This window comes from Nocardiopsis sp. CNR-923 (genome assembly GCF_001942255.1).
In the GTDB taxonomy this organism is placed as follows: Bacteria; Actinomycetota; Actinomycetes; order Streptosporangiales; family Streptosporangiaceae; genus Nocardiopsis.
The window spans coordinates 191,789-216,436 of record NZ_MKKC01000065.1 but is presented as its reverse complement, the minus strand read 5'-3'; the positions used below and the strand labels follow the sequence as shown (position 1 = coordinate 216,436).

Here is a 24,648-nt window from a genome sequence, read left to right as displayed (position 1 = left end):
ACTCCATGAACCCGCATGAGACGGGCTCCGAGGGGGCGGCGCCGCTCCGCCCCCTGGGGGGGTCCGGGGCCGCCGAGGCCGCGCCGGACGCGGGAGCCGGGACCGCGCGGACGTTCGCGTTCCGGAACCGGACGGTGGCGATCGCGCTCGCCGTGGTCGCGGTCGGCTACCTGGTCCTGGCCTTCCAGGTGCCCGAGTACACGGCGGTGAACGTCCCCGTGCAGCCGGGCACCCTTCCCCGCTGGCTCGGTGTGGTGCTGCTGGTGCTGGCGGCGCTGCTGTTCTTCCAGCGCGACCAGAGCGCCGCCGACGAGGACGGGGACGCGTCGGACGACGCCGCCGGCGGCGGGGACGCCGCCTCCCCGGCCGAACCGCTCAGGCTGGGCCGGCTGAGGGACCCGCGTCTGGAGGTCGGGCTGTTCGTCGCGGCGATCGTCGCCTACGTGGCGCTGTTCGAACCCCTCGGGTTCATCCTGTCCACCGCGCTGTACCTGGGCGCGATGACCGTCTACCTGGGCTATCGCCGTCACGTGGTCACCGCCGCGGTGTCCGTCGGCCTGCCCCTGGGCCTCTACCTGGCCATGTCCGAGGGGCTGGGCGTCGTCCTGCCGAGCGGACCGCTCCCCTTCTGACCCGATCGAGGCGAAAGACACCATGCTCGACCAACTCGTTCAGGGGTTCGCGGTGGCGATGACCCCGCAGAACCTGCTCTTCGTCTTCATCGGCGTGCTCGCCGGAACCATCATCGGCATCCTGCCGGGGCTGGGCCCGATGAGCGCGATCGCGCTGATGATCCCCATCGCCTACGGGATGGACCCGACGTCGGCGATCATCATGCTGGCCGGGGTCTACTACGGGGCGATCTTCGGCGGCTCCACGTCCTCGATCCTGCTCAACGCGCCGGGGGTGGCCGGAACCGTCGCCACGTCCTTCGACGGCTACCCGATGGCCCGGCAGGGCAAGGCGGGCAAGGCCCTGGCGATCGCCGCCCTGTCGTCCTTCACCGGCGGCACGATCGGTGTCGTGGGCCTGATGCTGATCGCGCCGGGTCTGGCGTCGTTCGCGGTCAGTTTCGGTCCGACCGAGTACTTCGCGCTGATGGTGCTGGGCCTGACCGCCGTGGTCTCGCTCGCCGGGCGCAACCTCGTCAAGGGGCTGGTCTCGGCGGTCTTCGGCGTGATGATCGCGCTGGTGGGCATCGACTCCCAGACCGCGATCACCCGCTTCACCTTCGACCTGCCCGAACTGTACGAGGGCGTGGAGTTCCTCATCGTCGCGCTCGGCGTGTTCGCGCTGGCCGAGGTACTGGTCATGCTCAACCGGCGCGGCCAGGGCGGCGCCCGCGGCGGGGTGACCTCGCTCAGGCTGTCCAGGCGCGAGATGGCGCTGATCACGCCGCCGACCCTGCGCTCGGGCGTGCTGGGCTTCTTCATCGGCGTACTGCCGGGCGCGGGCGCCACGGTCGCGTCCTTCCTGTCGTACTCGATGGAGAAGCGGATCGCCAAGGACGGCGACACGTTCGGGCGGGGCAACCTCAAGGGCGTGGCCGGCCCCGAGTCCGCCAACAACGCGGCCGCCGTGGGATCGTTCGTCCCGCTGATGACCCTGGGCGTGCCCGGCTCGGGCACGACGGCGATCCTGCTCGGAGCGCTGCTGGTGCTGGGCGTCCAGCCGGGTCCGCTGATGCTGGCCGAGCGGCCGGAGATGTTCTGGGGCCTGGTCGCGTCGATGTACATCGGCAGCGCGGTCCTGCTGGTGCTCAACCTGCCGCTGATCCCGGTGTTCGCCAAGGTGCTCAACACGCCGAAGGCGGTGCTGGTGCCGCTGGTCGTCGTATTCTGCGTGGTGGGGGTGTACGGGCTCAGCTTCAGCGTGTTCGACCTGGGTCTGTTGGCGCCTTCGGCGTGGTCGGTTTCCTGATGCGGCAGAACGACTTCCCGGCCGCCCCGATGATCCTGGGACTGATCCTGGGCGGGCTCATGGAGAAGTCGATGCGCCAGGCGCTCCAGATCTCGGGCGGCGAATGGTCGGTCTTCCTGACCGAGCCGATCTCCGCGGCGCTGATCGCGCTGGCGGTGCTGTCGATGGCGCCGTCCCTGGTGCGGGCGGTGCGCGGACGACTGGCCCGCCGGTCCGCCGTGCGGGCCGCGGACGGGGACGCCGACCACGCGGAGTCGCTGAAGAACTGACGAGGGGACGGACCAGATGAGGGGCACGAGCCGGCGCGCCGTCCTGGCGGCCGGCCTCATGCTGTCCCTGGGGGCGTTCCCGACGCTGTCCGGGTGCGCGGCCGGTCGCGGCCCCGGGCAGCTGCGGATCATGGTGCCGACACCGCCCGGCGGCGGGTTCGACCAGACCGCCCGGACGGTCAAGGCGGCCCTGGAGGAGTCGGGGACGGTCCCGGACGTGACGGTGTTCAACCTGCCGGGGATCTCGGGCACGGCCGCCCTGGCTCGGCTGGTGTACGAGGCGGGCACACCGGACCTGGTCCTCCAGATGGGGTTGGGGGTGCTGGCCAACTCGCACATCGACTCGGCGTCGCACTCGGTGTCGCAGACCACGCCGTTGGCGCGGCTGATCGAGGAGCCCGAGGCGTTGCTGGTGCCGCCGGACTCCCCCCTGGAGACGATCGACGACTTCGTCACGGCCTGGCGCGACGATCCGTCGGGGATGGTGATCGGCGGCGGGTCGACCCCGGCCGGTCCCGACCACATGGTGACGATGCTCCTGGCGGAGGAGTTGGGGATCGATCCGGCGGTGGTGGACTACCGCGCCTACGACGGCGGCGGGCAGGTGCAGGCCGCGCTGCTCGGCCACGAGGTGGACGTCGCGGCGGCCGGGCCGAGCGAGCAGCGCGCGGCGATCGAGTCCGGGCAGCTGCGGGTGTTGGCGGTGACCTCGGCCGAACCCGACCCGGAGACGGACGCCCCCACGTTGACGGAGGCGGGGATCGCGCTGCGCTTCCTCAACTGGCGCGGGCTGCTGGCCCCTCCGGGGTTGTCGGAGTCGGACCACGAGGAGCTGCTCTGGACGGTCGAGGAGCTGCACGCCTCGGACGAGTGGCGCGTGGAGCTGGCGCGCAACGGGTGGACCGACGCGTACCTGGAGGGTGAGGGGTTCGCCGTGTTCCTGGCCGAGGAGGAGGAACGGGTGGGGACGGCGCTGAACCGGCTGGGTGTGACCGAGGCGGGCGGCTGAGTCGGACCCTCGTCGGGCCGGCGAGGAGAACGCCGACCACGACCGGCCCCGGATCTCCGAATACACGAAACTCGCCGACATAATTCGAAATACCGCGCCAATGATCAACCTGGTGGCCAGGAATGGAATAGCGCGCGCGGAATTCGTACGCTGGTCCACACCAACCAGCCCGGATGAGACGGCCGGTCTCCCACCTGCTCCTCGGACGATCCGTTCCAGGGAACACGCGACGGCCCCGGCGCCCGCGTTCTCACCGGAAACGAACGTCCAGTGTCCCTCCTCCCCAAGGACCACGCGGACGGACGCACCCTTGGGAGAAGTGAGCATGAGCGAACTCGTCACCGTCCTGGGCGAGGCGGCCCTGGACCGGATCAACGCCCTGGCTGACCGGGTCCGGGAGCTGGAGCATCGGGTGTCGGCCCTGGAGGACCCCGTACCGGCCCCGGGGACGTCGACGGGCATGGCGGTCGGTTGGCGGGGCCAGGACACGTCCTGGCCCCGCCTCATCGAGGAGGCCCAGGCCGTGGCCGAACGCCCGATGAGTGTGCGGCGGGTGTTCGACCGCGACGTCCCCGCGACGTTCTCGGAGTCGCACCTGCGCCACGACCACGGCCGCCGCGTCCAGGTGTGGTCGTTCAAACCCGAGGTGACCACGTCCTTCGACGAACTCGTGCGCCTGTTCGCGTCGGTTCCGGACCGGTCCAACGTGTGGGTCATCCCCTTCCACGAGCCCCGGGACAACATGTCGGCCCAGGACTACCACGTCCTCTACCGCACCGCCCACCAGGCCTACAGCGCCGTCGGCGGGTTCGCCGGGATCGGCCCCTGCCTGACCAACTGGGGGGTGCGCAACCACGGCGAACTGGAGTACGCGATCGCCGGACTGGCTGACTTCCTGGCCGTGGACACCTACGTCGACCTGGAGGGCACGCCCGAGATGTCGGCTGTCGAGCACCTGCGGGAGGCGCTGGACTTCGCCAACGGCGCGGGGCTGCCCTTCGCCGTGGCCGAGTTCGGGGTGGACCACGACCGCGAGGAGGTTCCCGTCGAGCGCAAGACCGCCTGGTTGCGGTCGTTCGCGGAGGTGGGTGAGCACGCCGAACACGGCCTGGCGTGGCTGTGCTACTTCCACTCCGACGTGGGCGGGAACTTCCTCCTGGACAACCACCCCGACTACGTGGCCGCCTACCGGCACGTGTGGGACGCCTACGCGCGGTAGCCCGGCCCCGGTGGGGTCCGGGCACGGACCCGCTACGCCTCGGGGCGGTCGACCACCCGGGTGTCGACGACCAGGGCGGCGACGCGGCCGTCCGCGGCCCGCCCCAGCCACACCGGGCAGGGGTCGCCGCCGAAGCCCGCGGGGAAGGTCACCAGGTTCGCTCCGCTCACCGGCTCGCGCAGGGACCTGGACCAGGGGCCGGTGTCCGCGGCCCACGCGCCGGGGCCGACCGGGGCGGGAAGCCCGGGGTCCTCGGTACCGGCCACCGCGTGCGCCAGCCGCAGCAGCACCCGCATGCCCCGCCGGGTGTGGGGCTCTCCCGCCATGGACTCACCGAGGGCTCCGGCGAAGGCCTGCGCCGTGCTCCGCCCCGGGGCGTCCAGGAACGCGCGGGCCGACTCCCGCATGCCCCGCTCCTGCTCCGCGAAGCCTGCCCGCTCGTGCTCCGTGTAGCCGAGGAGGAGGTTGTGGTCGTGGTCGCAGGAGGCGAACAGCTCCTGGAGTCGGGGCAGGCACGCGACGTCGCCGAGGCTCAGCACGCCGCTGCCGCCGTCCACCGTGACGCCGAAGAACTGGCCCTCGCCGAGGGCCTGGACGTCCTCGCCCGGACGCAGGGCCATCTCCCAGGACTCCACCGGCGTCGCGACCAGATCGGCGACGTCGATCCGCGCCCCCGCCACCAGGGCGGACTCGCGGTCGGGGTCGGCGCGGCGCAGCACCGCCAGGCGCACGGGGTGCTCCCCCGGCGGCAGGGGACCGCCAGGGCCCGCTGTTCGGTGACCGACCCCAGTGCCGAGGGGTCGCAGACCAGGACCCGCCCGGTGGGCAGGACGACCGTCCCGATGTCGTGCACCTCGATCGTGCCCGTGGTCCTCCACCTCGCGTCGCGGTGGCCTTCCCCGGGCTGGAAGAGTGCGTCGACGCCGACCGGCGCCAGCGGCCCCGGCGGACGCCAGGGCGCGGGTGCCGGAGCGGGATCGGGTGCGGCGTCGGCCTCGCCCAGCCGGACGGCCGCCCCGCCCAGACGGGGGTGCAGGGCCAGCAGGTCCTCCCAGCGGCCGAACTCCGGCGCGGGCCGGGTCATGGCGGCCACGATGTCCTCGTCCGGCCACCGGTTGACGGTCGTGCGCCCGCCGCCGAGGTAGTCGTGGTGGTAGCCGGCCCACTCCTCGTTCATCACCACGACGGTGGTCATGACGAGGTCGGGGACCGCGCCGGCGCCCTCCGCGGACGGGTCCGGCCACCGGCGGCTGCGGGTCAACGCGAGCTGGCCGTCCTGGCGGCGCGCGTAGCGGTGGTGGGTGCGCCGCACGCCGTCGGCGTCGAACAGCCAGACCCCGCAGTGCCCGTGCGACCAGGCGATCTCCAGCAGGACCAGCGGACCGCCCCCGGCCTCGCTGACAAGCACCGCGTACTGTTCGCCGGCGGCGTCACGGGCTTGGGCGGTGTCGGGGCTGAGGATCCCGACGGGGCGCGCGGTCTCGGGGTCCCACCCCTGGCAGTAGAGGGACTCGTGGGTGCGGGGCGTGGGCATGGGGTCTCCGTGGTCGCGGGGGCGTCCCGGGGAACCTACCGCCCCTCGCCGACGCGCGCGATCGGGGGCTGCGTCGGTCCCGTGCCCGCCCGGACGGGGCGGACCGTGCGGCTGCGCCCTCGGGCGCGGGAGCGCGCGGAGTCTTGTGTCAGGACCCCGCGCCGTTCCGGGACACCGCGTCCGCGACGCGCTCGACGCGTGTGCGCAGTTCGGCGACCGTGCCGGAGGTGTCCAGGACGTGGACGAGGATCGTGATGGGCGCGCCGACCACGCGGTAGGCCTCCCGTGCGACCGTGCCTCCCGCGTAGACCAGGTGCCCGTGGGTCAGGCCCAACGCGGTGCAGTAGGACACGACCTGGTACAGGTCCGCGTTGGGCGGCCCCCCTGACCCGAGGTCCTTGTACTTGGCGTCGACCACACTGTGCGGCCCGCCCGGCGCGTGGACGACGACGTCCGGTTCGAGCCGCACCCGGCCCGCCGTGTCGAGCCGGTGATGCGAGTCCCGGGTGGAGCACGCCAACGCGCGACGCCGGAGCGCTCCGCGCAGGGCTCCGGCGAGGAAGTCCTCGTACACCCGTTCCATGTTGACCACGATCCCGTCCAGGTCGATCCCGGCTGCCCGTGCCCCGGGTTCCGGCACCGCCCCGGACAGGATGGTCTCCGCCAGCTTCAGCACCCGGACGTAGTGCCGGTTGAGGCGAGTGGGACGCCACCGGGGCAGGTCCAGGCCGGGGGCGAGCCGCGCCACGCCGTCCAACCCCGCCGCGAGGCGGCGCAGGGCCCGCGCGTCCTCCCTGCGCACATCCGGTGCCCGCGCCAGGGTCACCAGCGCGGCGAGCAGGATCCGGTTCTCAGCCACGTCGGCGGAGAAGTCGTCGTGGGTGACGGCCAAGGGCAGCGGCGCACCGAACCTCCGGCGCATCTGGTCTCCGGCGCGCAGTCGGCCGCGCACGACGGCGAGGTCCTCGTCCACCTCGACGTACCCCCGCAGGATTCCCTGGCGCAGGGCCCGTGAGGCCGTCCTGGCCAGGACGGCGGCGAGCGCCGGGACGAGTTCGTCGGACGTACCGGCCGGCAGCGGATCCTCATGCCAGTCGACGCCCGACCCCGCGAAGCCGAGGAGGTACATCAGACGTTCGACGCCGACCTTGGGCCGGATCCGCAGATCCACGGCTGCCTCACCGGAGCCCAGACGGACCGAGGCGACCCTGCGCCGCGCGCGCACGCGCCAGGCGCCCGGAGCCGTGCCCTGCCCCAGTTCGACCAGTCCGGGGCAGGAGAGCAGGGTCGCCAACCGCGCGGCCGACAGTGGCACCTGCGTGCCGGGGCCGGTCTCGTCGAGGACGATCCGCTGGGCGGGCGGCTCCCGCCTCACGGCCCGCCGTCCGGCTGACCGTTGGAGGCCGCGATACCCGTGCGGAGTGCGGCCAGGCCGAACTCCGCCTCCACCTCCCGAGCGCCGCCGTGTCCCTGGTCCTCCAGCAGCGGCAGGATCTCGGTTCGCCAGACGCGGTCGAGCACGCCGTCGACGCCGATGCCCTCCACCATCAGGTAGGAGGGTCCGATGGACCGGTCGGGGTCGCCGATCCTGCGGTTGAGTTCGCGCAGGAGCCGGTCGGCCTCCTCCGGCAGTCCGCGGCTCCTGAGCCAGGAGCGCAGCAGGCCGTCGACCGGGGGCAGGTCGGGCGTGAGCCGCTGGAAGGCGAAGCGCCGTCGCATGGCGGCGTCCACGAGTGCGACCGAGCGGTCGACGGTGTTCATGGTGCCGATGACGAAGAGGTTCTCGGGCAGCGAGAAGCCCGTGTCGTCCTCGCTGGCGTATTGGAGCGTGATCTGCTCCTCGCGGTACTCCAGCAGGAAGTAGAGCTCGCCGAACACCTTGGGCAGGTTGGCCCGGTTGATCTCGTCCACGACCAGCACGTGCGGCTGGGAGGGCGCGTTCCTGGCCGCCTCGGCGACACGCGTGAGCGGACCCGGGACGAGGTCGAACCCCATCGTCGCGTCCTTGTTCTGCCTGGGCCGGAATCCGGCGACGAAGTCTCGTAGGAGTAGGAGGGGTGGAACTGCACCAGCGCCGTGCGGCCCGGTCCCGCGACGTGGTCGGCGATCTTGCGCGCCAGGTAGGTCTTGCCCGTCCCCGGCGGGCCGTAGAGGATGATCTGCCGCTTGCGCTGGAGCAGTTCCACGGTCTCCCGCAACCATTCCGCGGGCATGTGCAGTCGGCGCGCGAAGTCCTCAGTGACAGGGGGGATCTGGATCTCGCCCGTGACGTCCTTGGCGAGCACCTCCTCCGAGACCCGGTCCCCCAGGCCCGCGATCTCGGCGAACTCGGAGACCACCGGGGTGATCTCGTTGACCGTCCGCAGGCTCCGCAGCGCTCCCTGGGCCTTCTCCGACAACTGCTGCCGGTGGCGGGTCCGCGCCGCCCAGTCCACGCTCCTCCTGCGGGCGCGGTCACGTCCCTGGGAGGGGTCGTCGTAGGCGGCGGACGCCACGGTCCCGACGTGGACGTCCCCGTCGGGGTCCAGGGTGACGACGAGATCGCCCACGGACATGCGGTTGAGGAACTGGTCGAGCTGGGACCGGATCTGGACGAGCGAGGCCCGGGTGGCGTCGGGGTAGGCGTCGGTGAGGATCTCCTCCATCCGCGCCGCCGGGGTTCCCGGCGGGATCTCGTCGGCCTCGTGGAACGACAGTGAGCAAAATCCCCTCTCCAACCACTGCGGGACGAGGTCCACGCCTCCGACGTTCGCCCCCCGAACCAGCCACCCCCGCTGGGCGGGCGCCTCGGCGGGGGACTGCCAGACCTTGGCCCAGGGTTCGTCGTAGAACCACACGTGCGTGTCCGACTCCGCCTGCAGGGACGCACGGATCGCGTGCAGGTCGCGGTCGAGGTCCCCGACGCCGTCGACGCGGTCGCCGAACGCCTCCCGGATGCGCTCCTTGTGCTCCACGCTGGCGATGGCCTCGAAGGTGTCGGGGAAGGCCAACCAGAGCAGGAGGTGGTACTGGGCGCGCGCCCGTTGGCCGCCCTTGTCGTCGGGCAGCACCCCTCGGGCCGCCTGACGGAAGGCCCACGGGTCGCACAGCAGCCGTTCCCGTTCGTCCGGTGCGCGCCCGACCAGGTCCCGGGCCAGGCGGATGAGGAAGGAGAACTGGGCCCATCTCAGGGTGAGGAACGCGCTGCCGCCCTTCATGAAGCCCGGGAGCGCGGCGTCGTACTCCTCGGGGAGTCGCACGTCGCGCCGCGCCCAGGAGAGCACCTCGCCCAGAATCTGCCGCTTGCGGGCGACGCCGATCGTCGCCCCGGACAGCGGCAGCATGTTCAGGTACAGCAGCTCCGCCGCCAGGACCACCGCCTCGTCGGAGGCGTCCCGCAACTGCCTGCGGAGCTTGGTCATGAAGTCGTCGCCCGAGTCGTCGGGGCGTTCGACGAACCCGGTGACCAGTTCCCGCACCGCCCGCGGCGTCCAGGACTCCAACCCGGGTGCGAAGGCCGACCGCCCGGTCAGCGCGGCCCCGTGCAGGATCCGCCTCGCCGCCTCCTCGCAGCGTGTCCGGGGGGTTGGGGGGTCGGTCCCGCCGTCGCCGTCCGCTGCCACGATCACCCGTCCTTCGTGCCAATACCGAGGTGCCGGTGGGTCACGATGCCACATTCCGCCCGGGGTGCGGGGCGAAACGAGAAGAATGGCCGGAATAGGCCGACTGCCGGTCGGGTCAGGGCTGAAGGGCCCGCGCCCCGGGCCTGGGGACTCCGCTGGCGCCCGCCCGTGGCCTCTGCGGGCCCGGAGCCGCCCCGGCCGCACGCCCGTCCCGTGCGCTCACCGGCGGACGAAGCGTGTGTGCTCCCGCAGCAGTGTCCTGGCCCCCTCCACGTCGGCCAGGCGCGCGGACAGGGTGCGTCCGGCCAGGTGCGCGGGCAGGGCGGCGCTGAACTTGAGCCCGTCCAACGCGCGCGCGGACACCTCGGGCAGGGTGACGCTGTGCCGGGCGGCCCGTTGGGCCGCCGCCCAGGTGCGCGGGTCCAGGTCGGGGTTGAGCCGCAGGCAGGCGTCGTCGGGCTGCTGTGCGGGGTCGGCGGCGTCTCCCAGGCTGGCGATCAGGGTGAGGTTGGCCCGGACCCCCGCCCAGGTCCACCAACGCAGGTCGCCGCGGTCCGACCGCGCGATCACCGATCCCCCGGGGTGCACGAGGGCGGTGTGCTCCTCGCGCGCCTCGGCCAGGGCGTTGACCGCCCTGCGGGTGAGCCGCACCCGTGGATCGGTTCCCAGGAGCACCTCGCGCACGCGCGGGTGAGGTGGAAGAAGGAGCCCAGGCGACCGCCCGAGTCCCACCTGGCCTTGCCTGCGCCGCCCTCGACCGGTTCGACGAAGCACCGCTGCCTGCGCCAGTCCACCCAGGTGACGACCCAGGTGCGTCCGGCGAGCAGCAGCCGACGCGGTCCGGTCCGCTCCTCGTCGGACGCCAGCAGGGCGGGGTCCACCCGGCCGATCTCGGTGCGCCCGTTCAGCGCGGTGAACTGCGGCGGTGCGGTGAAGACACTGGTCAATCCCATGAAGTGGCGGCGGCCGAAACGCTGCTCGGCCTCGGGGCCGATCATCATCAACCCGCCGTCCAGCTCGATGAACCCCTCCCGGATCAGGTGGGCGGCGATCGGCTCGCCCTGGTGGAAGGGTTCGAGACCGCCCCACCACTCGGGCCACAGCCGCGCGCCCACCTCGGGTTCCTGAAGGCACAGGGCCAGGAGCTGTTGGGCGACGATGTGCCGCGGTTCGGGGGTGGGGACTACGGGCTCCACCCAGTGCCGCCCCCACAGGTGCAGGAGTCCGGCGGCGTCCAGGAGTCCGTCCTGGTCGATCGCCAGGAACAGGCAGTTGCGGGTGCTGCCCCGACGCCGCCCGGTACGTCCGATGCGCTGGAGGAAGGAGGCGACGGTGCCGGGGGCGTTGATCTGGACGACCCGGTCCAGATCACCGACGTCGATCCCCAGTTCCAGGGTGCTGGTGGCGACGATGACGCAGTCCCGGGCCTCGCCGAAGGCCTGTTCCGCACGGCGGCGCTCGTCCAGGGACAGGGAGGCGTGGGACAGGAAGGCGGTCACGCCCAACTGCCTCAGGGCGTGGCCGAGTTCCTCCACGTACTGGCGCGAGTCGCAGAACACCAGGCGTTTCTCCCCCCGGTGCAGGGAGGCGACGACCTTGGCGGCGTTGGCCAGGGAACCCACGTAGTCGAGTTCGACGTCCCCGGGCGGCGGCTCGTCGGGCACGTGGCCGGGCGTGGGCGGGTCCACCCCGGGCGCGACCACCCTTCCCGGTCTGCGGCCCGCCGCCGAACCCTGGAGCCAGGTGAGCAGGTCGTCGGGGTTGCCGACGGTGGCGGACAGGCCCACCCGCTGGATCGCACGACCGGCCACCCGGCCGAGCCGCTCCAGCACGGCCAGCAGGTGCCATCCGCGGTCGTCGCCGGCGAAGGCGTGCACCTCGTCCACGACGATGGCGTGCAGGTTCGCGAAGACGCCCGGTGGTCGACGTTGACGCTCACCAGCATGGACTCCAGGGACTCCGGCGTGGTGAGCAGGATGTCGGGACGCCCCCGCAGGATGCGCTGGCGTCCGGCCGTGGTGACGTCTCCGTGCCAGAGTTCGGCGCTGCGCCCCATCCACCCGGCGTAGGCCTGGACACGGGGCAGCAGGTTGTTGAGCAGCGCTTTGACGGGGCACACGTACAGCAGCGACAGACCGTCCCCCGGCCGCCCGGCCATGGCGGTGAGCAGCGGGAACAGGGCCGCCTCGGTCTTGCCCCCGGCGGTGGGCGCGAGCAGGACGGCGTCGTCGCCGTCGATGAGCGGGGCCAGGGCCTGGCGTTGCAGCGGGCGCAGTCCGGGCCAGCCGAGGGTGTTGACGACGTGGTGGGCCAGGGTGGGGTGGAGCAGGTCCAGACTGCTCGGCCCCGGCCCGCCGGGGTCCTCGGGGGCGTCGCTCACAGATCCAGTTCCACCTCGTCGGCGCTGGCGGCCCGCTGGACGTGGACGCCGCGTTCGACCTCGGTGAGCTCATGTCCGCCGACGGTCAGGCGGTAGTGCGCGCGGGGGTCGAAGTCCGGGTTCTGGTCGACCCGGTCCATCACGTCCACGAGTTTGCGCAGGAACAGCCGGGGCGCGATGCCGACCCGGCCGCCCAGCTCCCCGGCGACGGCTTCGGCGAACCCGAGCAGGTAGCCGTCGTCGACCTTCTCGCGCACCCGCTGGGGGGCGTCGGCGCCGTCGGCGTACAGCTCCCGGACCGCCGTGCCCAGCTCGTGCAGCTTGGCCAGGTCGAAGCCGCCCAGGCGGATCTGGGTGGCGTACAGGTTGTCGTGGGACGGGTCGGGCAGGAAGTCGGTGTGCAGACGCTGGGCCAGGGGCGCCAGGCGCTGGACCCCCTGGGGGCCGTCGAAGAACGCGGGGGTGCCGGTGATGACGAGGTACAGGCCGGGGAACCGCCGGTCAGCGATCTCGTCCAGGAGCTGGCGCAGCGCGTTGAGCCCCTTCTCCCGGGTGTCGGTGCGGGCGCGCTGGAGGGTCTCCAGTTCGTCCAGGACCACGAGGAGTCCGGGGTGCCCGCAGTCGCGCAGGAGCACGAGCAGCCCCTTGAGCGCGGCCAGGGCCCCGAAGTGGTCAAGGTCGCCCTTGATCCCCGCGTAGCGTTTGGCGGCGGAGGCGACGTTGGGCTGTCCGCCGAGCCAGGCGATGAGCGCCTCGGCGACGGCGGGTTCGCCCTCGGACTGGGCCCGGTGGTAGCCGCGCAGCGCGGCGGCGAACCCGGGGTTGGCGGCGGCCACCTCGGACAGCCGCCGCTCCAGCAGCTCCAGGACGGCCGCGTCGAGCGCCTCCTCGTCGGCCTCGTCCACCTCGCCGGCGGCCAGGACGTCCGCTTCCAGGGCGTAGACCCAGTTGTCCACGATCTCACGCAGGGCGCTGGGCGGCTGGGTGGCGGTGGTGAGGCGCTCGGTCAGCCGTCGGTAGACGGTCTCCAGCCGGTGCAGCGGGGTCTCGGTCTCGGAGATCTGGATCTCGGTGACGGCGAAATTGGCGCGTTTGGCCCGCTCCCCCAACCAGCGGACGAAGAAGGTCTTGCCGGACCCGTACTCGCCCCGGACCGCCTTGAACTCCGCTCCCCCGCCGCTGACCGAGCCCAGTTCCCGGTCCAGGGCGTGGGTGAAGCGGTCCAGGCCCACGGCGAACAGGTCGAGTCCGCTGTGCGGGACGGTCCCGCGGCGCAGGGCTCCGACGACGTCGTCACGGCGGGCGGCGCTGACGGTGGTCACGGTCAGCTCCCTTCACTGAGGAACTGCTGGTGGAGCAGGGAGGTGTTGAGTTCCGCGCCGCGGTCGCCGTCGGCCAGGGTCAGGACCGGGTAGGACTCGACGTTGAGCACCTTGCCGACCATCTTGAGGAAGCGCACGGCCCGGTGCGGGGCCTCGGACTTTCCCGCGGCGCGGGCGGCGGCGCCGACCGGCAGGCGCGGGTGGGCGCCGCCCGCGGCGGCGAGTGCGTCGATGACCGCGCCGATCTCCCGCGCGGAGGGCGCCTTGGCCACGCGCGCCAGGCTGGCCTCGAACACGGCGGTCGCGGTCACCCTGGCGCCGAGGCTGCCGGGGGCCAGGTCCTCGTCCCCGAACAGCGCTGGGGTCTGGTCCGGGACGCTCTTCGGGAGCGGTCGTGCGGCGCCCGTGCTCTTGCGTCGGCTGCCCGTGGCGCCCCGGCCGGGAGCGGACGCCCTCGCGGTGGTCCGTCCCGTGCGCGCGGCGGCGGAATCCGCCCCGGGCTCGGCCGCGGGGGCGGCGGCGCCCTCCAGCGGTTGGGACCACCACGCGGGTTCGAGCTGGGCGGACGAGAGCACGGACCACCCCTTGGCGCCCGGTCGAGCACGGGGATGAACGCCAGCACGGGGATGACCATCTCGGCTGCGGAGAACCCGCCGTGGTAGCCCTCCTTGCGGTCGGTGTAGCGGATGTCCTCCCGGTAGGGCACCACGAGGCTCCCGTCACCGACGAGCACCCGGTCGCCGGTGGCGAGGACCTCGCCGTCCCCGGGCCGCCCGGTGCGGTACCGGGCGGACTCGCCGTCCTGGGTCCTGCGCGCCTCCCGGCGGTCCCACACGTGGCCGTGGTCGGAGGTGAGCAGGACGGGACGCCCGACCCGGGCGGCGGCGTCCAGGAGGGAGGCCAGCGCGCCGACCTGCTCCGGCCGCCAGGTGGGGTCGTTGCCCTCCCGGCCCTTGGCCAGGGCGTCGTCGATGGTGTTGAGCACGACCCCGACCACGGTGCCGGTGTCCTCCAGGTGCGCCTGGACCCGCGTGGGCAGGTGCTGTCCGGCCCCGGCCTCCAGGTCGCGCTGGTGGTGGAGCACGGCGTCGCGGCGGCCGAACTCCGCACTCGCCCACAGGTCGCGGAACCCCTTGCGTTCGGTGTCCTGTTTGCCGGTGGTGAGGGTGCCCGTGAGCAGCGAGGCCCGGGAGCAGGTGGTCGTGGACGGGACGGTGGCCAGGGCGCCCTCCCGGGCCGGTGCGCCCTCGGCGTCCTGGCGGCCGATCTCGACGAGGCGACCGCGCGCGTTGACGTGCTCGGCGAGCTGCACGGCCACCTCGGCGCTCATCCCGTCCAGGACGATGACCAGGGGGGCGTTTCCGGCGGCCAGGGGGCGGGCGAAGCAGGCGAGCAGGTTCTCCGCGCGCGGTTGGTCGTCGGTGGGCGAGTGCCCGCCGTTCCACCGGTTGACGACGGCGGCGAACTCGGCGTCGACCAGGGCCCGCCAGGCGCGGACGCGGTGGTAGAGGGCGGCCAGGGCCTGGTCGAGGACGGGCACCTCGGTGTGGTGGTGCCAGATGAACGAGGCGGCCCGGTCCACCCACCCGGTGTCGCGCACGTGGGCGTGCACCCAGGCCCGGGTGGTGGTGGGCGCGGACGCGCCCAGGGGGTGGGCGGCGGCGCCGGCGGCCAGGCGGCGCAGGAGCCGGACCGCGTTGACCGCGACCAGCCCGGAGCGGCTGTCGGGGTCGTGGCGGCGGTGTTCGCACAGCCTGCCCAGCGCCTCCTCCACCTCGCGCAGGTCCTGCGGGAGGGGCAGGGACTCGCTCGCGGGCCCGTCGCCGTCGCCGAGGGCGACCCCCACGGCGCGGCCCAGGTCGGCCATGCGGCTGTGCAGTCCGGCGTCGAGCAGGCCGCTGGCCTCGGCGACGGGGGCGGCGTCGAGTTGGAGGAGGAGTTCCTCGGAGCGGCGGACGGTCTCGTCGGCGTGGGCGGGGTCGGACAGATCGAGCTGGCGCAGGAGCGCGGCCACGCACGCCTTGCCGAACTCGTCCAGGTCCCGGGGGGTGGGCTGGCTCAGCCCGAAGTAGCGTTCCCGTGCCCGGATGAGGGCGTTGTGGGCGACCCCGCTCCGCTGGCCCGCGCCGGGCCGGTCCTGGTGCGCGGACCGGGCCAGTTCGCCCAGGGCCAGCCCGATGGGGATGGCGTCCAGGGCGTGGCCGCGGTCCAGGAGGGTGAACAGCACCCGGGGCACGGCTCCCAGCGCCTCGACCGTGGCGGCGCGCAGTTCGTCGCGTTCGTCCTCGCCCAGGCGGGTGAACGCGGCGACGGCGTGGGGGTCGCGGGTCCACTCCAGGAGGGCGGCGCTGTCGACCTGTTCGCCGGGGTCGCGGCCGAAGCGCACGGACACGGCGATGGACAGGGCCTGTTCGAGCTTGAGCACGCCGGTGCCCAGGCGTAGCGGCCGGGTGGCGCGGATGCCGCGCAGGGTGTGGGCGAGCCAGGTCCAGCGGCCCGAGTACAGGCGCGGGTCGACGCCGGTGACCCTGAGGTCGGTGGCGAGCAGTTCCCAGTCGCCCAGGCGGGTGACGTCCTCGCCGAGGAACCTGCCCAGCAGCGCCTCGCCGAAGTCGGCGGGGTCGATGGGGGTGAGCACGACGAGGTAGTCGACGTCCCCGTCGAGCAGGCTGAGTTCGCGCACGACGGCCAGGACACTGTCCGCGCCCGCCACGCGCACGGTCAGGTCGGCCTCGCCGTGGCGGACGGCGAGGGTGCGGGGCCCCTCCCAGCGCGGGTCGGCGGACAGGGCGAGGGCACGGGCGGCGGAGGGCCGGTGGCCCTTGTCGACCCGGCGCGTTCGGCCTCCAGGGCGCGTTGGAGGGCGCTGGTGACCGCCTCCTCGTTGACGCGTCCGAGCGCGGTGGGGGCGGGTGCGGCGCCTCGGGTGGCGGTCACTCGGCCTCCCGGATGGTGATCTGGATGGCCCTGCCCTCGGGGATGCCGAGGTCGCGGCGGAGCTTGGCGACGGTGGTGGCCACGTCGTCGTGGGAGTCCACGCGCGCCCAGGCGTTGTCGGGGGTCAGGGGCGGGTGGACCGCCGGCTCGCCGTCCCGGCCGCCCTTCGGCGGGTGCACGGGCGGCGTGACCGGAGGGGGCGGTGGCGGGTTGTGCACGAGCAGGGTGACGGCCTCGTTGTTGGCCTTGTCCAGCGCGGTCGCCAGGCGTTGCGCGCCCTCGTCGCGTCGTGCGACCGACCGGAGCCCGGCGAGGATTCCGGCCGCCCGGCGGCCCCGTTCACCGCCTTCGCCGGCCAGGGGTTCGAGCGCCCCGAGCAACTTCCACTGGGCGGCGTCCAGGTCGCCCGCCAGGTTCCCCGCGCCGGTCATGGCCATCTTGTACACCCCGGCCTCCCCGGGCAGGTCGGCCCGCCCCAGGGCGGTGACCAGCTCGGTGTCGTCGGCCAGGCCGCCCATGCGGCCGAGGAGTTCGTCGCACGCGCGGGCGGTGCGCAGGCGGGGCGCGTCGTCGTCCAGCCCGAGCACCCGGGCGTGCCGGGTGAGCTGTCCGACCAGGTGTTCGGTGCCCGACTGGAGGCGGCGGGCCCGCTCCTTGAGCTGTTCGGCCAGGCGCTGGACGGCGCGGGCGCTGCGCAGCGGCTGCCGGGTGAGCCCAAAGATCCGCTCGGCGCGCTCGTTGGCCCGGTCGAAGTCCTCCTCGGAGGGCAGTTCCTGACGGCGCAGCACGATGTCGCCGGCGAGCTGGCCGAAGGTCGCGCCGGTGTAGCGCTTGCCGCCCCGGATCCAGGCGCGGTCGCTCTGGACGGCGTAGACCTGCACGATGAGGTCGACGACGTCCTCGGGCAGGCCCTGGCCGTCCTCGCGGGTGCGGATCCACTCCTTGAGCTTGCCGACGTTGACGTCGGTGGTGGTGGCCTGGTCGATGCTGGCGTAGCGGTCGATCCTGCGCACCCAGTCGTCACGGAGCACGAACACCTCGGTGACGGTGGCGATGTGCAGGGGGTTGGCGACGCGCCGCAGCACGCCCAGGTCGGTCTTGGGCGGCTCGTACCGGTTGAGCTTGTCGGCCTTGGCGGCCTCCACGGCGGCGAGCACGGTGCTGAGTTCACTGCGGCGCACCGCGGCCCTGCCGGTGGGGCTGGACAGGTCGGGGTGCTCCGGGTACAGGTGGTCCAGCAGCTTGAAGGTGACGCGTTCCAGTGCGGCGGGGAACTGGCTGCCCGCCTCCAGCGGGATGGACAGCGACGACGGGAGCGGCTCGATGTGCGGGTCGGCCTGGGCGCCGTAGTCGCCGCTGTTCGGGGTGGCCTCGACGAGTCCGTACGCGCCGCGCAGCAGGGACCGGATCTGGTTGGTGAGCTGGTTGCGCTGGTTGTCGAGCTGGGCGCGGGCCTCGCGGCGGTCGTCGCTGCTCCAGTCGGGCGCCTTCTCCTCCACGATGCCCGGCTGGAGCAGGTACTCCATCATGAGGATCCTGCGGGCGTCCTCGATGCGGTTGGGGGACAGGAAGGTGGGCAGCCACACCAGCCCGGCGACCGGTTCGGTGAACTCCTGGCGCAGGGTCTGCACCCGCCGCCGGTCCTCGGTGGGGTTGTGGTCGCCCTCGTCGAAGGGGTAGTCGACGACGACCCGCACGGCGTTGGCGACCAGCGGCTGGAAGTCCTCGCGGTCCATGTCCTCGGGCGAGCGCACGTTGCCGAAGGCGATCTCGACCGTGCGCTGGGTGCCGCGCCACACCACGGTGGTGCGTCCGGCGCCCTCGTCCAGCCCGAGTTCCTCCCAGAGCAGGCGTTTGAACAGGTGGCGCAGGGCGGGGTCGTTGGCGGCCGGGTAGGCGCTGCGCATGAGGGACTCGGTGTCCACGCGCAGCAGGTTGAGGGAGATCGTCGGGTTGGCGGACTGGGCGCCCACGCGCACCTCGCCGAACTGGGCGGCCATGTCCTTGAAGAACTGGGTGACGGCGGCGACGTCCTGGCCGGTGCGGCGGGCCTTGACGATGCCCTGGTTGAGGGCGATGGCGCGCCCTGCGGTCAGGTCCTTCAGGGCAGGGACGTTGGGGGTGAGCGCGCTCAGCAGCAGGGTCTTGACGAGCAGGTCGTCGCGGCGGAACGGGGAGCGCACGTCGAGCCCGGCCGTGTCGGCCCCGGTGAGCCGGTGCTTGTCCAGCAGCCAGGGGCGCACCCGGTTGCGGTAGAAGGTGCTGATCTTGGTGTACTCGGCGCTGAGCTGGTCCTTGAAGGGGCGGGACTCGCCCTCGATGAGGACGTCGAAGACCGCGCCGAGCGGCACCATCTGCCCGACCGGCAGGGTGGCGCGGTGGTTGACCAGCAGTTGCAGGAGGAGTTTGAGCGCGCTGCGCTGGCGTTGGAGCGCCGCGGACAGGTCCACCATGACGTGCAGCAGGGCGGGGCTGAACGGGTAGAGGTTGCGAAAGTCCTCCCAGGTGCTGGTGTCGGCGCCGCCGCCGCTGTCCAGGAGGGTGTCGCGCACCTCGGCGCGGGTGTTGCGCATCCGCTCGAAGGCGGCGTCGATCTCGGCCGCCGCGGCGGTGTCGCGGGGCCTGATGAGGCGGTGGCGCACGACCTCGGTGAGGTTGGCGTCGGCGAGCTTGATGTGCCCGAAGCGGCCGTCCCAGTAGCTGATGGTCTGGGAGATGCCCTCGGTGCCGCCGCCGAGGCCGACCAGGTCGCGCAGGTCGCGTTGGCGGGGCACGAGGCTGATGATGGGCGCGGGCCGGTGGCTGTGGGAGGACTCCACGAGCTTGGCGATCTTCTGGATCTCGCCGTTGATGCGCGCCTCGTCGCCGATGAACGCGGTGAAGCGCAGGATCAGCTCGTCCAGGAGCAGGACGACGGCGTCGCAGCCCAAATGCTCCTTGGCGTGGCGGCTGATCACGGACAGGCCCTCGTCGATGCTGAGGTAGGCGTCCCCGGAGTCGCCGACGCTGGCGGCGTAGCGCTTGAACGGGCCGCCGAGCAGGGCGCTGACCAGTTCTCGCGCAGGGTGCGCTCGGCGGGGTCGGTGCTCTCGGGGTGGACGGCGAACGCCCGGTCGAGGGTGTCGGCGGTCCAGGCGGCCGGGCCGCCGTACTCACCCCACACGTCGGTGCCGCCGCTGCCGTGGCCGTCGTCGGTCGTGGAGCCGCGGGAGGGGAGCTGGGCGGCGAAGGCGTCGTCCCCGAGGTTGGCGCGCAGCTCGCGTGCGTCGGCCAGCAGCCCGTCCGCGCGGTAGACGGCCGGGACGGGGGCGTCGGGGTGGTCGGCGCGGACCTGGCGCACGTACCCGCCGAGGATGTTGGCCTCGATGGACACGGTCTCCTCGACCAGGTGGGCCTTGACCTCGATGAACTTCCGGTCGGTGAGCCAGGTGTCGTGCTTGGCGAGGATGTCGGCCAGGCCGGGCTTGCCGCGCGCGTCGGGGTGGTGGTCGAGGATCGCGGAGAGCACGGCGAGGAAGTGGCTCTTGCCCGCGCCGAAGGAGCCGTGCAGGTAGGCGGCCTGGGACTTGGCGTCGACGACGGAGGAGCGGATGGTCTCCAGGGCCTGGTCGAAGCATTCGGCGAGCTGGGGGGTGACCACGTACTCGGCGATGGCTCGGGCCTGGCGGGTGGTGGCGCTCTCGGTGAGCTTGACGACCAGGTCGCCGTCCTGGACGGCCTCGGGGATGTCGATCAGGTCGCTGATGACTCGGCCGTTGCCGCCGGGGTCGGGGGGAGGGGTCGTCATCGCCAGAGTGCGCCTTTCTGCCGTCGAGGGGGCCGGGGTGCCGTCCGAGGGGACGACGGTGGAGGAGGCCGCGCGGACGGGGCGGTGGTGCGCGGTCTCCACGTGGTGTGGTCAGGGGTTTCCAGCCTAGGCCCTGGCCGTGGCGGTTCCATACCGACGAAGGTCCCGGGTCGGACATCGGGAGCGGTGTCGTTGGCCGGATCCGGCCAGTTCAGGCGCGGCGGCGGGGTTCGGTGACGGGCCGGTCTCCGTGGGTGCCGTCCCGGACCGGTTCTGATCTGGCCGCGCCCCGCCCCGGGCCGGAGCCGCCGTCCGGCCCGGGGTGAGGAGTGGGGGTCAGGCCTTCGTGCGCCGCCCCCGGGTGGGAGCCGGGGGCCGCCAGCCGGCCATCTCCGAGTCGGTGATGCCGGTGCTCTCGCGCAGGTCGGCGAGGTCCTCGCGGGCGTGGTCGGCGGGGGTGTCGCCGTAGTCGTCGGTCTCGGTGTGCCACTGCTCGACCCAGGGCAGCAGTTCGAGCAGCCCGGCCAGGAGGGGCACCATCCGGTCGCGGGTGTCCTGGCCGCCCCAGCCGTGTTCGTCGCGGCGTTCGTGGGCGAGGGTGGCCAGGGCGTCGGCCTGCTGGGCGTGGTCCCATCCGGCCCAGCCGAGCAGGAGGGTGGGGTCGGTGTCGGTCTGGGCGCCCGGGTAGGAGACGAACCGCTCCTTGGGGACGTCGAGCTTGCCCCGGTTGGACCAGTACCCGTTCCGGCGGAAGTCCGAGGACTTGTACTTGGGCGGGACGGGGATGTCGAGTCGCTTCTCCTGCTCGCCCTCGGCGAGGTCGGCGTTGAGCCTGTCCTCCCGGCGCTGGAGGTCCCACACGTGCTCCCAGTCGGCGCGCTTGCGCATCCCGGTCTCCTTGTAGCGCAGGGCCGCGAGGTAGGGGACGTGCTCGGTCTTGGTGATCTCCTCGATGACCTGCCCGAAGTCCGTGGCGGAGTCGTAGAGCGCGGCGACCTCGGCGGCCTCGGGGCACAGGTCGCGCACCCGGTTGGCCAGGGCGCGGACGGAGAGGGGTCGGGCGCGTTCGTCGCCGTGGTCGTCGGTGGTGAACCAGAGGCGGCGGTCCTCGCACTTGTCGAGCAGCCAGGACTTCAGGGCGGCCTTCTGCTTCTTCGCCCAGGGTTCGGACTGCCAGCGGCGCTTGTACTCGGGGCGTTCGAGGAGGTTGATGTTCTTGTCGGACTCGATGAGTTCGATGCGCTTGGCGATGACCCGCTGGTAGGCGTCCGGCCAGTGGGACGGGATTTCGGTGATGGGCGTGGAGCCGTGCCGGTTGAACCACTCGGTGGAGGTTTCCCCCGCGGCCATCCTGCGTGCGAGCACGATCTCGAAGGCCCGTTCCCCCAGGTTGATCTTGGGGACGTCGGCGGTGTCGGGGATCGTCAGCTCAGCGAGTTGGACGTCGGAGATGAGGTTGTAGCGGTGGTAGACGTCCCAGTCGAGTTCTTCCTGGAGAGCGATCATCCGCTGACGGGTGGCGACGTGGTCGGCGTGTGCTTCCTTGAGGAGTTCTGCGGTTGGAGTGGACGACGCCACGACGGCGGAAGGTTCGAGGGAGGAGAGCTTCTGCGCGAGCGCGTCAAGCTCCCTAGCGCGAGCCAGGGGAAGCTTCTGGGGAAGCGGGAAATCCTGGAGCTTGGTCCCAGTGAATTCGTAACGGTTCTCCCATTCCTCATCTTGAACACCACGACCGATACCACTGCCACCCTTGGGCTGACTCACCTGCTTGAGCCAGAAGCACGACGCCGACGAGTTCAACACCCCCAGCAACTCTAGGTGCTGGTCCTCCGTAGCCCCCTCAGGCAGCTTGATCACCGGAGCCGAACGGTTGAAGACTTTCCCACCCCGGTCAAGCACGAAGTGATTGTGCGTCGCCACGAAAGCAAATACAATAGTGAGAGGAGTTTTCAGTTTATCGGGATAAATTTCCTGCCATTCATACCAGGACATTCCACGCTCAAGCATGGGAATTCCAAATCGCCTCCTTTTGGAAATAGAGGACCGATAGGGCCAAATGGCATGCCAGGTTCCCGGAATTTCACGAAGAGGCTTTACAGAGAAATCATCCCGATAAACCCAGATGGACTCATAAGAAAGAGGCGAGGAATGATCTCGAACAGCATCTCCGACAATCAAACCCCTAGTTTCATTGACACCAAGCCGAGACGAGGAACCATTCAAACTCAAAATGTAAAGGTCATCTTCTCCCGTTACAGAAGCAATACCTGCCGCAGAGACACAGGAACCAAGCTGCCCGCCAGAATAATCTTCAATTCGCTCCTTGAGCCCACCAGACGCCCCACCACTCAGACTCCAGGGGTGGCGCCTTAGTGCATCCCGCCCAAGATCGGCAACACTCACCCACTCACTCTCATCACCCGGAGACTCAAACAGGCTAAGAATGGACTGCCAAACCAGACCGCGACGAGGATCCTCTGGCTGAGAAGGCTCTCCACGGATACCCAGGACAGCACGGATTGAACTACCCTTACGCCACATCCGGTTGCGCCCGAAAAGAATAACCGTGGGAGTTCCGTGATCTGGAATGTAGGCACCAGAAGTGTCAACCACGGAAGTTAGATCCACCTTCATGTGAAAGAAATCCTCGATCAACTTCTTCCCAAACTCGCGCTTCATAAAGGAGTTAGCAGTAATCTGACCGGTAAACCCTGAGCCATCACCTGACCCGCCAGCAACCTTCGCCAGATCAAAAAATCGCTGCGCAAAAGGAACCGACAGAGCATACTTACCAGAGCAAACCTGCTTATAGGAATCTCGGTAGTTTAGGCTCTCTCGCTTGTCCTTAACCGTGATATACGGTGGGTTGCCAACTACAGAATGGTAACTGGAAAACCCAAGAAGATCATGTTCAGGGACGTACTCATGAACGTCTTCAGTCGAGTAGTAGTGCACTCCTGCACCGAAAAGCGTTCTCTGCTCGCCGGGGGCACCGCGACCATGGATGAGTGAGTCACCAGTTGCGACAACAACAGGCCACTCAGGAGTACTCGCACTCAGGGTGGTGATGCCGCCTTCCTTCATCGCTGCGATGAGGAGACGGAATCGGGCGATCGCCACCGCGTACGGGTTCTTGTCGACACCGTGAACGCTGCGCAGGCTACGGTTGATCAGATCCCAATCGGATGCGCCGGGCTCGGCCTCGCGCCACTTGTTGAGCAGGCGGTGGAAGGCTCCCAACAGGAAGTGCCCAGAGCCACAGGTCGGGTCGATCAGACGGAAACCCTTGCTGTCTTCCTGGTAGATCCGGTTGCCGTCGAGACCGAACTCCTTGATCGCGGGATCCAGCGTGTAGTCGAGGATGAACTCCTCAACGAACTCCGGGGTCTGGAGAAGCGCGTAGGTCTTACGCGTCACGTCGGACAGGTCCTGGTACAGGTCACCGAGGAAGCGGGTGTTCCACTCGGGATCAGTGAAGTCGTGGACGAGGTGGCCGTCCTCACCCACCTCGCGCCAGAACTCGATGAGCGCCCTGGCCGCCTGGTGGGACGGGGTGATCGACCACATCGGGTTGTGCTTCTTGTCGAACAACCCGGCCATCACCGAGGACACGCTCATCTGCGCGAAGGCGTGCTCCAACCAGTCCCGGTCGGTGCGCTCGGGAGCATCCGGATTCTCACTCCGGCCCTGGAGAACCCAGACTTCCTTCAACTCCTGGGCGACGCCGTACCGGTCGCGTTCGTCCTTCGGCCCGGTGATGAAGGGCTGCTCCAGCAGTCCGTTGTCCTCACAGAAGCGGAGAAACACCGTGGACAGCACCCATGCCACCGCAGCCTGGGTGATCTGCCCTTCACGCCAATCACCCTCGGTGGTCGCGGTCCGCTCAGCGTCTCGGGCTCGCTGGTACTCGCGCTTCAGGTAGGCGTCGAAGGTCTCCGGTTCCCCGTCCTTGTCGGTGCCCTTGATCGCGGTGGGATCCTCGCCACGCTCCCGAAGGTCCGTCTCCAGCAGACGCACCTGCTTCTGCAAGTCCTTCAGTAGCTGCGCATGATCGACCACGAGGGCTCCCAACACGACGAGAGGGACAGGGGGCCTTCATTGTCCCGTCTGGAGCGTGCTGCTCGCACCCCGATTCCTCAACGTCTACCACCAATCCGCGCACCGAGCCACAGCGAAGGACACCGGGTGGTGGTCACGCTCGAAACACGACCACCTCCCGGTGCGACGGCCGCTCAGGCCCCGACCGACATGGAGCCGACCAGGAGCAGGAGGACTCCGAAGCTGGGTGCCTCGGTGATGCCGTCCGGTCCGACCACCCAGTAGGACAGCGTGCTCTCCCCGAACCAGATGAGCAGGTGGGGGTGACGGGCCTGGAGGGAGGCCGCGCGCAGGTGTTCGCGGGCGAACTCGGCGCGGTGGCCACCGAGACGGGGCAGGCGTGCGGCGCGCCGCGTCGGCAGGAGGGGTGCGCACAGGACGCGCAGAAGGGGCCGGGGACCGCGCCGGGCCGTGCGGCGGAGTTCGGGAAAACGTCGACGGGCGGGCGGGGTGCGGGGATAGGATGCGTCACTGATCCTGCTTTCTCACCTTGGCCGGTTTGGATGTCGGGATTGGTGGGCCCGGAAGAGCGCGGCATCGCTCTCCCGGGCCTGTACCAGTTCTGCCGTGC

15 protein-coding genes and 2 pseudogenes are annotated in these 24,648 nt (G+C 71.2%); 5 read left to right on the top strand and 12 right to left on the bottom strand.

Annotated elements, in window-relative coordinates:
* Positions 1 to 5 precede the first annotated feature (5 nt).
* The 5 genes from BJF83_RS07045 (at position 6) to BJF83_RS07030 (ending at position 4,417) form a co-directional block, all read left to right on the top strand.
* Positions 6 to 632, top strand: coding sequence for a tripartite tricarboxylate transporter TctB family protein (locus BJF83_RS07045; protein WP_187347107.1), 627 nt, complete (start codon positions 6 to 8; stop codon positions 630 to 632).
* A 22-nt stretch (positions 633 to 654) separates the two neighbouring features.
* Positions 655 to 1,920: a tripartite tricarboxylate transporter permease gene (locus BJF83_RS07040; RefSeq protein ID WP_262391369.1), complete on the top strand. Its 1,266-nt coding sequence runs from the start codon at positions 655 to 657 to the stop codon at positions 1,918 to 1,920.
* On the top strand, positions 1,920 to 2,189 hold the full coding sequence (locus tag BJF83_RS30910; RefSeq protein WP_262391368.1) for a hypothetical protein: 270 nt from the start codon (positions 1,920 to 1,922) through the stop codon (positions 2,187 to 2,189). The genes BJF83_RS07040 and BJF83_RS30910 overlap by 1 nt, the downstream gene beginning before the upstream one ends.
* A 16-nt stretch (positions 2,190 to 2,205) precedes the next feature.
* Positions 2,206 to 3,198: a tripartite tricarboxylate transporter substrate binding protein gene (locus BJF83_RS07035; RefSeq protein WP_075925649.1), complete on the top strand. Its 993-nt coding sequence runs from the start codon at positions 2,206 to 2,208 to the stop codon at positions 3,196 to 3,198.
* 325 nt (positions 3,199 to 3,523) lie between these two features.
* Positions 3,524 to 4,417 (top strand): hypothetical protein, encoded by an 894-nt coding sequence (locus BJF83_RS07030; protein ID WP_075925648.1) that lies wholly within the window; start codon positions 3,524 to 3,526, stop codon positions 4,415 to 4,417.
* A gap of 32 nt (positions 4,418 to 4,449) precedes the next feature.
* Here BJF83_RS07030 and BJF83_RS27375 read toward each other — a convergent pair whose 3' ends face one another.
* The 12 genes and pseudogenes from BJF83_RS27375 to pglX form a co-directional block, all read right to left on the bottom strand.
* Entirely contained in the window at positions 4,450 to 5,136 is a 687-nt protein-coding gene (locus BJF83_RS27375) for a DUF4241 domain-containing protein (RefSeq protein ID WP_262391376.1), read from the bottom strand.
* Between the two features lie 963 nt (positions 5,137 to 6,099).
* Positions 6,100 to 7,326, bottom strand: a complete 1,227-nt coding sequence (locus BJF83_RS07020) for an McrC family protein (RefSeq protein ID WP_075925646.1) — start codon at positions 7,324 to 7,326, stop codon at positions 6,100 to 6,102.
* The gene (locus BJF83_RS28610) at positions 7,323 to 7,946 is read right to left on the bottom strand and encodes an McrB family protein (RefSeq protein ID WP_262391367.1); all 624 of its coding nucleotides are present in this window, start codon (positions 7,944 to 7,946) and stop codon (positions 7,323 to 7,325) included. Before BJF83_RS28610 ends, BJF83_RS07020 begins: the two co-directional genes overlap by 4 nt.
* A 128-nt stretch (positions 7,947 to 8,074) precedes the next feature.
* Positions 8,075 to 8,164: pseudogene (locus tag BJF83_RS28605) on the bottom strand (hypothetical protein); the annotation flags it as partial.
* 1,608 nt (positions 8,165 to 9,772) lie between these two features.
* Positions 9,773 to 11,933 (bottom strand): annotated as a pseudogene (locus BJF83_RS07010) (DEAD/DEAH box helicase).
* The gene (gene brxD, locus BJF83_RS07005) at positions 11,930 to 13,255 is read right to left on the bottom strand and encodes a BREX system ATP-binding protein BrxD (RefSeq protein ID WP_075925645.1); all 1,326 of its coding nucleotides are present in this window, start codon (positions 13,253 to 13,255) and stop codon (positions 11,930 to 11,932) included. The pseudogene BJF83_RS07010 and the gene brxD overlap by 4 nt, the downstream one beginning before the upstream one ends.
* Before the next feature lie 2 nt (positions 13,256 to 13,257).
* A complete protein-coding gene (locus BJF83_RS28600; protein WP_262391366.1) occupies positions 13,258 to 13,566 on the bottom strand; it encodes a hypothetical protein in 309 nt (102 codons plus the stop codon).
* Entirely contained in the window at positions 13,563 to 16,043 is a 2,481-nt protein-coding gene (pglZ, locus tag BJF83_RS07000; protein WP_262391375.1) for a BREX-2 system phosphatase PglZ, read from the bottom strand. The genes BJF83_RS28600 and pglZ overlap by 4 nt, the downstream gene beginning before the upstream one ends.
* The gene (locus BJF83_RS28595; protein ID WP_262391365.1) at positions 15,977 to 16,192 is read right to left on the bottom strand and encodes a hypothetical protein; all 216 of its coding nucleotides are present in this window, start codon (positions 16,190 to 16,192) and stop codon (positions 15,977 to 15,979) included. The genes pglZ and BJF83_RS28595 overlap by 67 nt, the downstream gene beginning before the upstream one ends.
* Positions 16,189 to 19,149: a phage resistance protein gene (locus tag BJF83_RS06995; protein ID WP_262391364.1), complete on the bottom strand. Its 2,961-nt coding sequence runs from the start codon at positions 19,147 to 19,149 to the stop codon at positions 16,189 to 16,191. Before BJF83_RS06995 ends, BJF83_RS28595 begins: the two co-directional genes overlap by 4 nt.
* Positions 19,146 to 19,979, bottom strand: coding sequence for a DUF6079 family protein (locus BJF83_RS28590; protein ID WP_262391363.1), 834 nt, complete (start codon positions 19,977 to 19,979; stop codon positions 19,146 to 19,148). The genes BJF83_RS06995 and BJF83_RS28590 overlap by 4 nt, the downstream gene beginning before the upstream one ends.
* Before the next feature lie 336 nt (positions 19,980 to 20,315).
* A complete protein-coding gene (pglX, locus tag BJF83_RS06990; protein WP_262391362.1) occupies positions 20,316 to 24,038 on the bottom strand; it encodes a BREX-2 system adenine-specific DNA-methyltransferase PglX in 3,723 nt (1,240 codons plus the stop codon).
* Positions 24,039 to 24,648 lie beyond the last annotated feature (610 nt).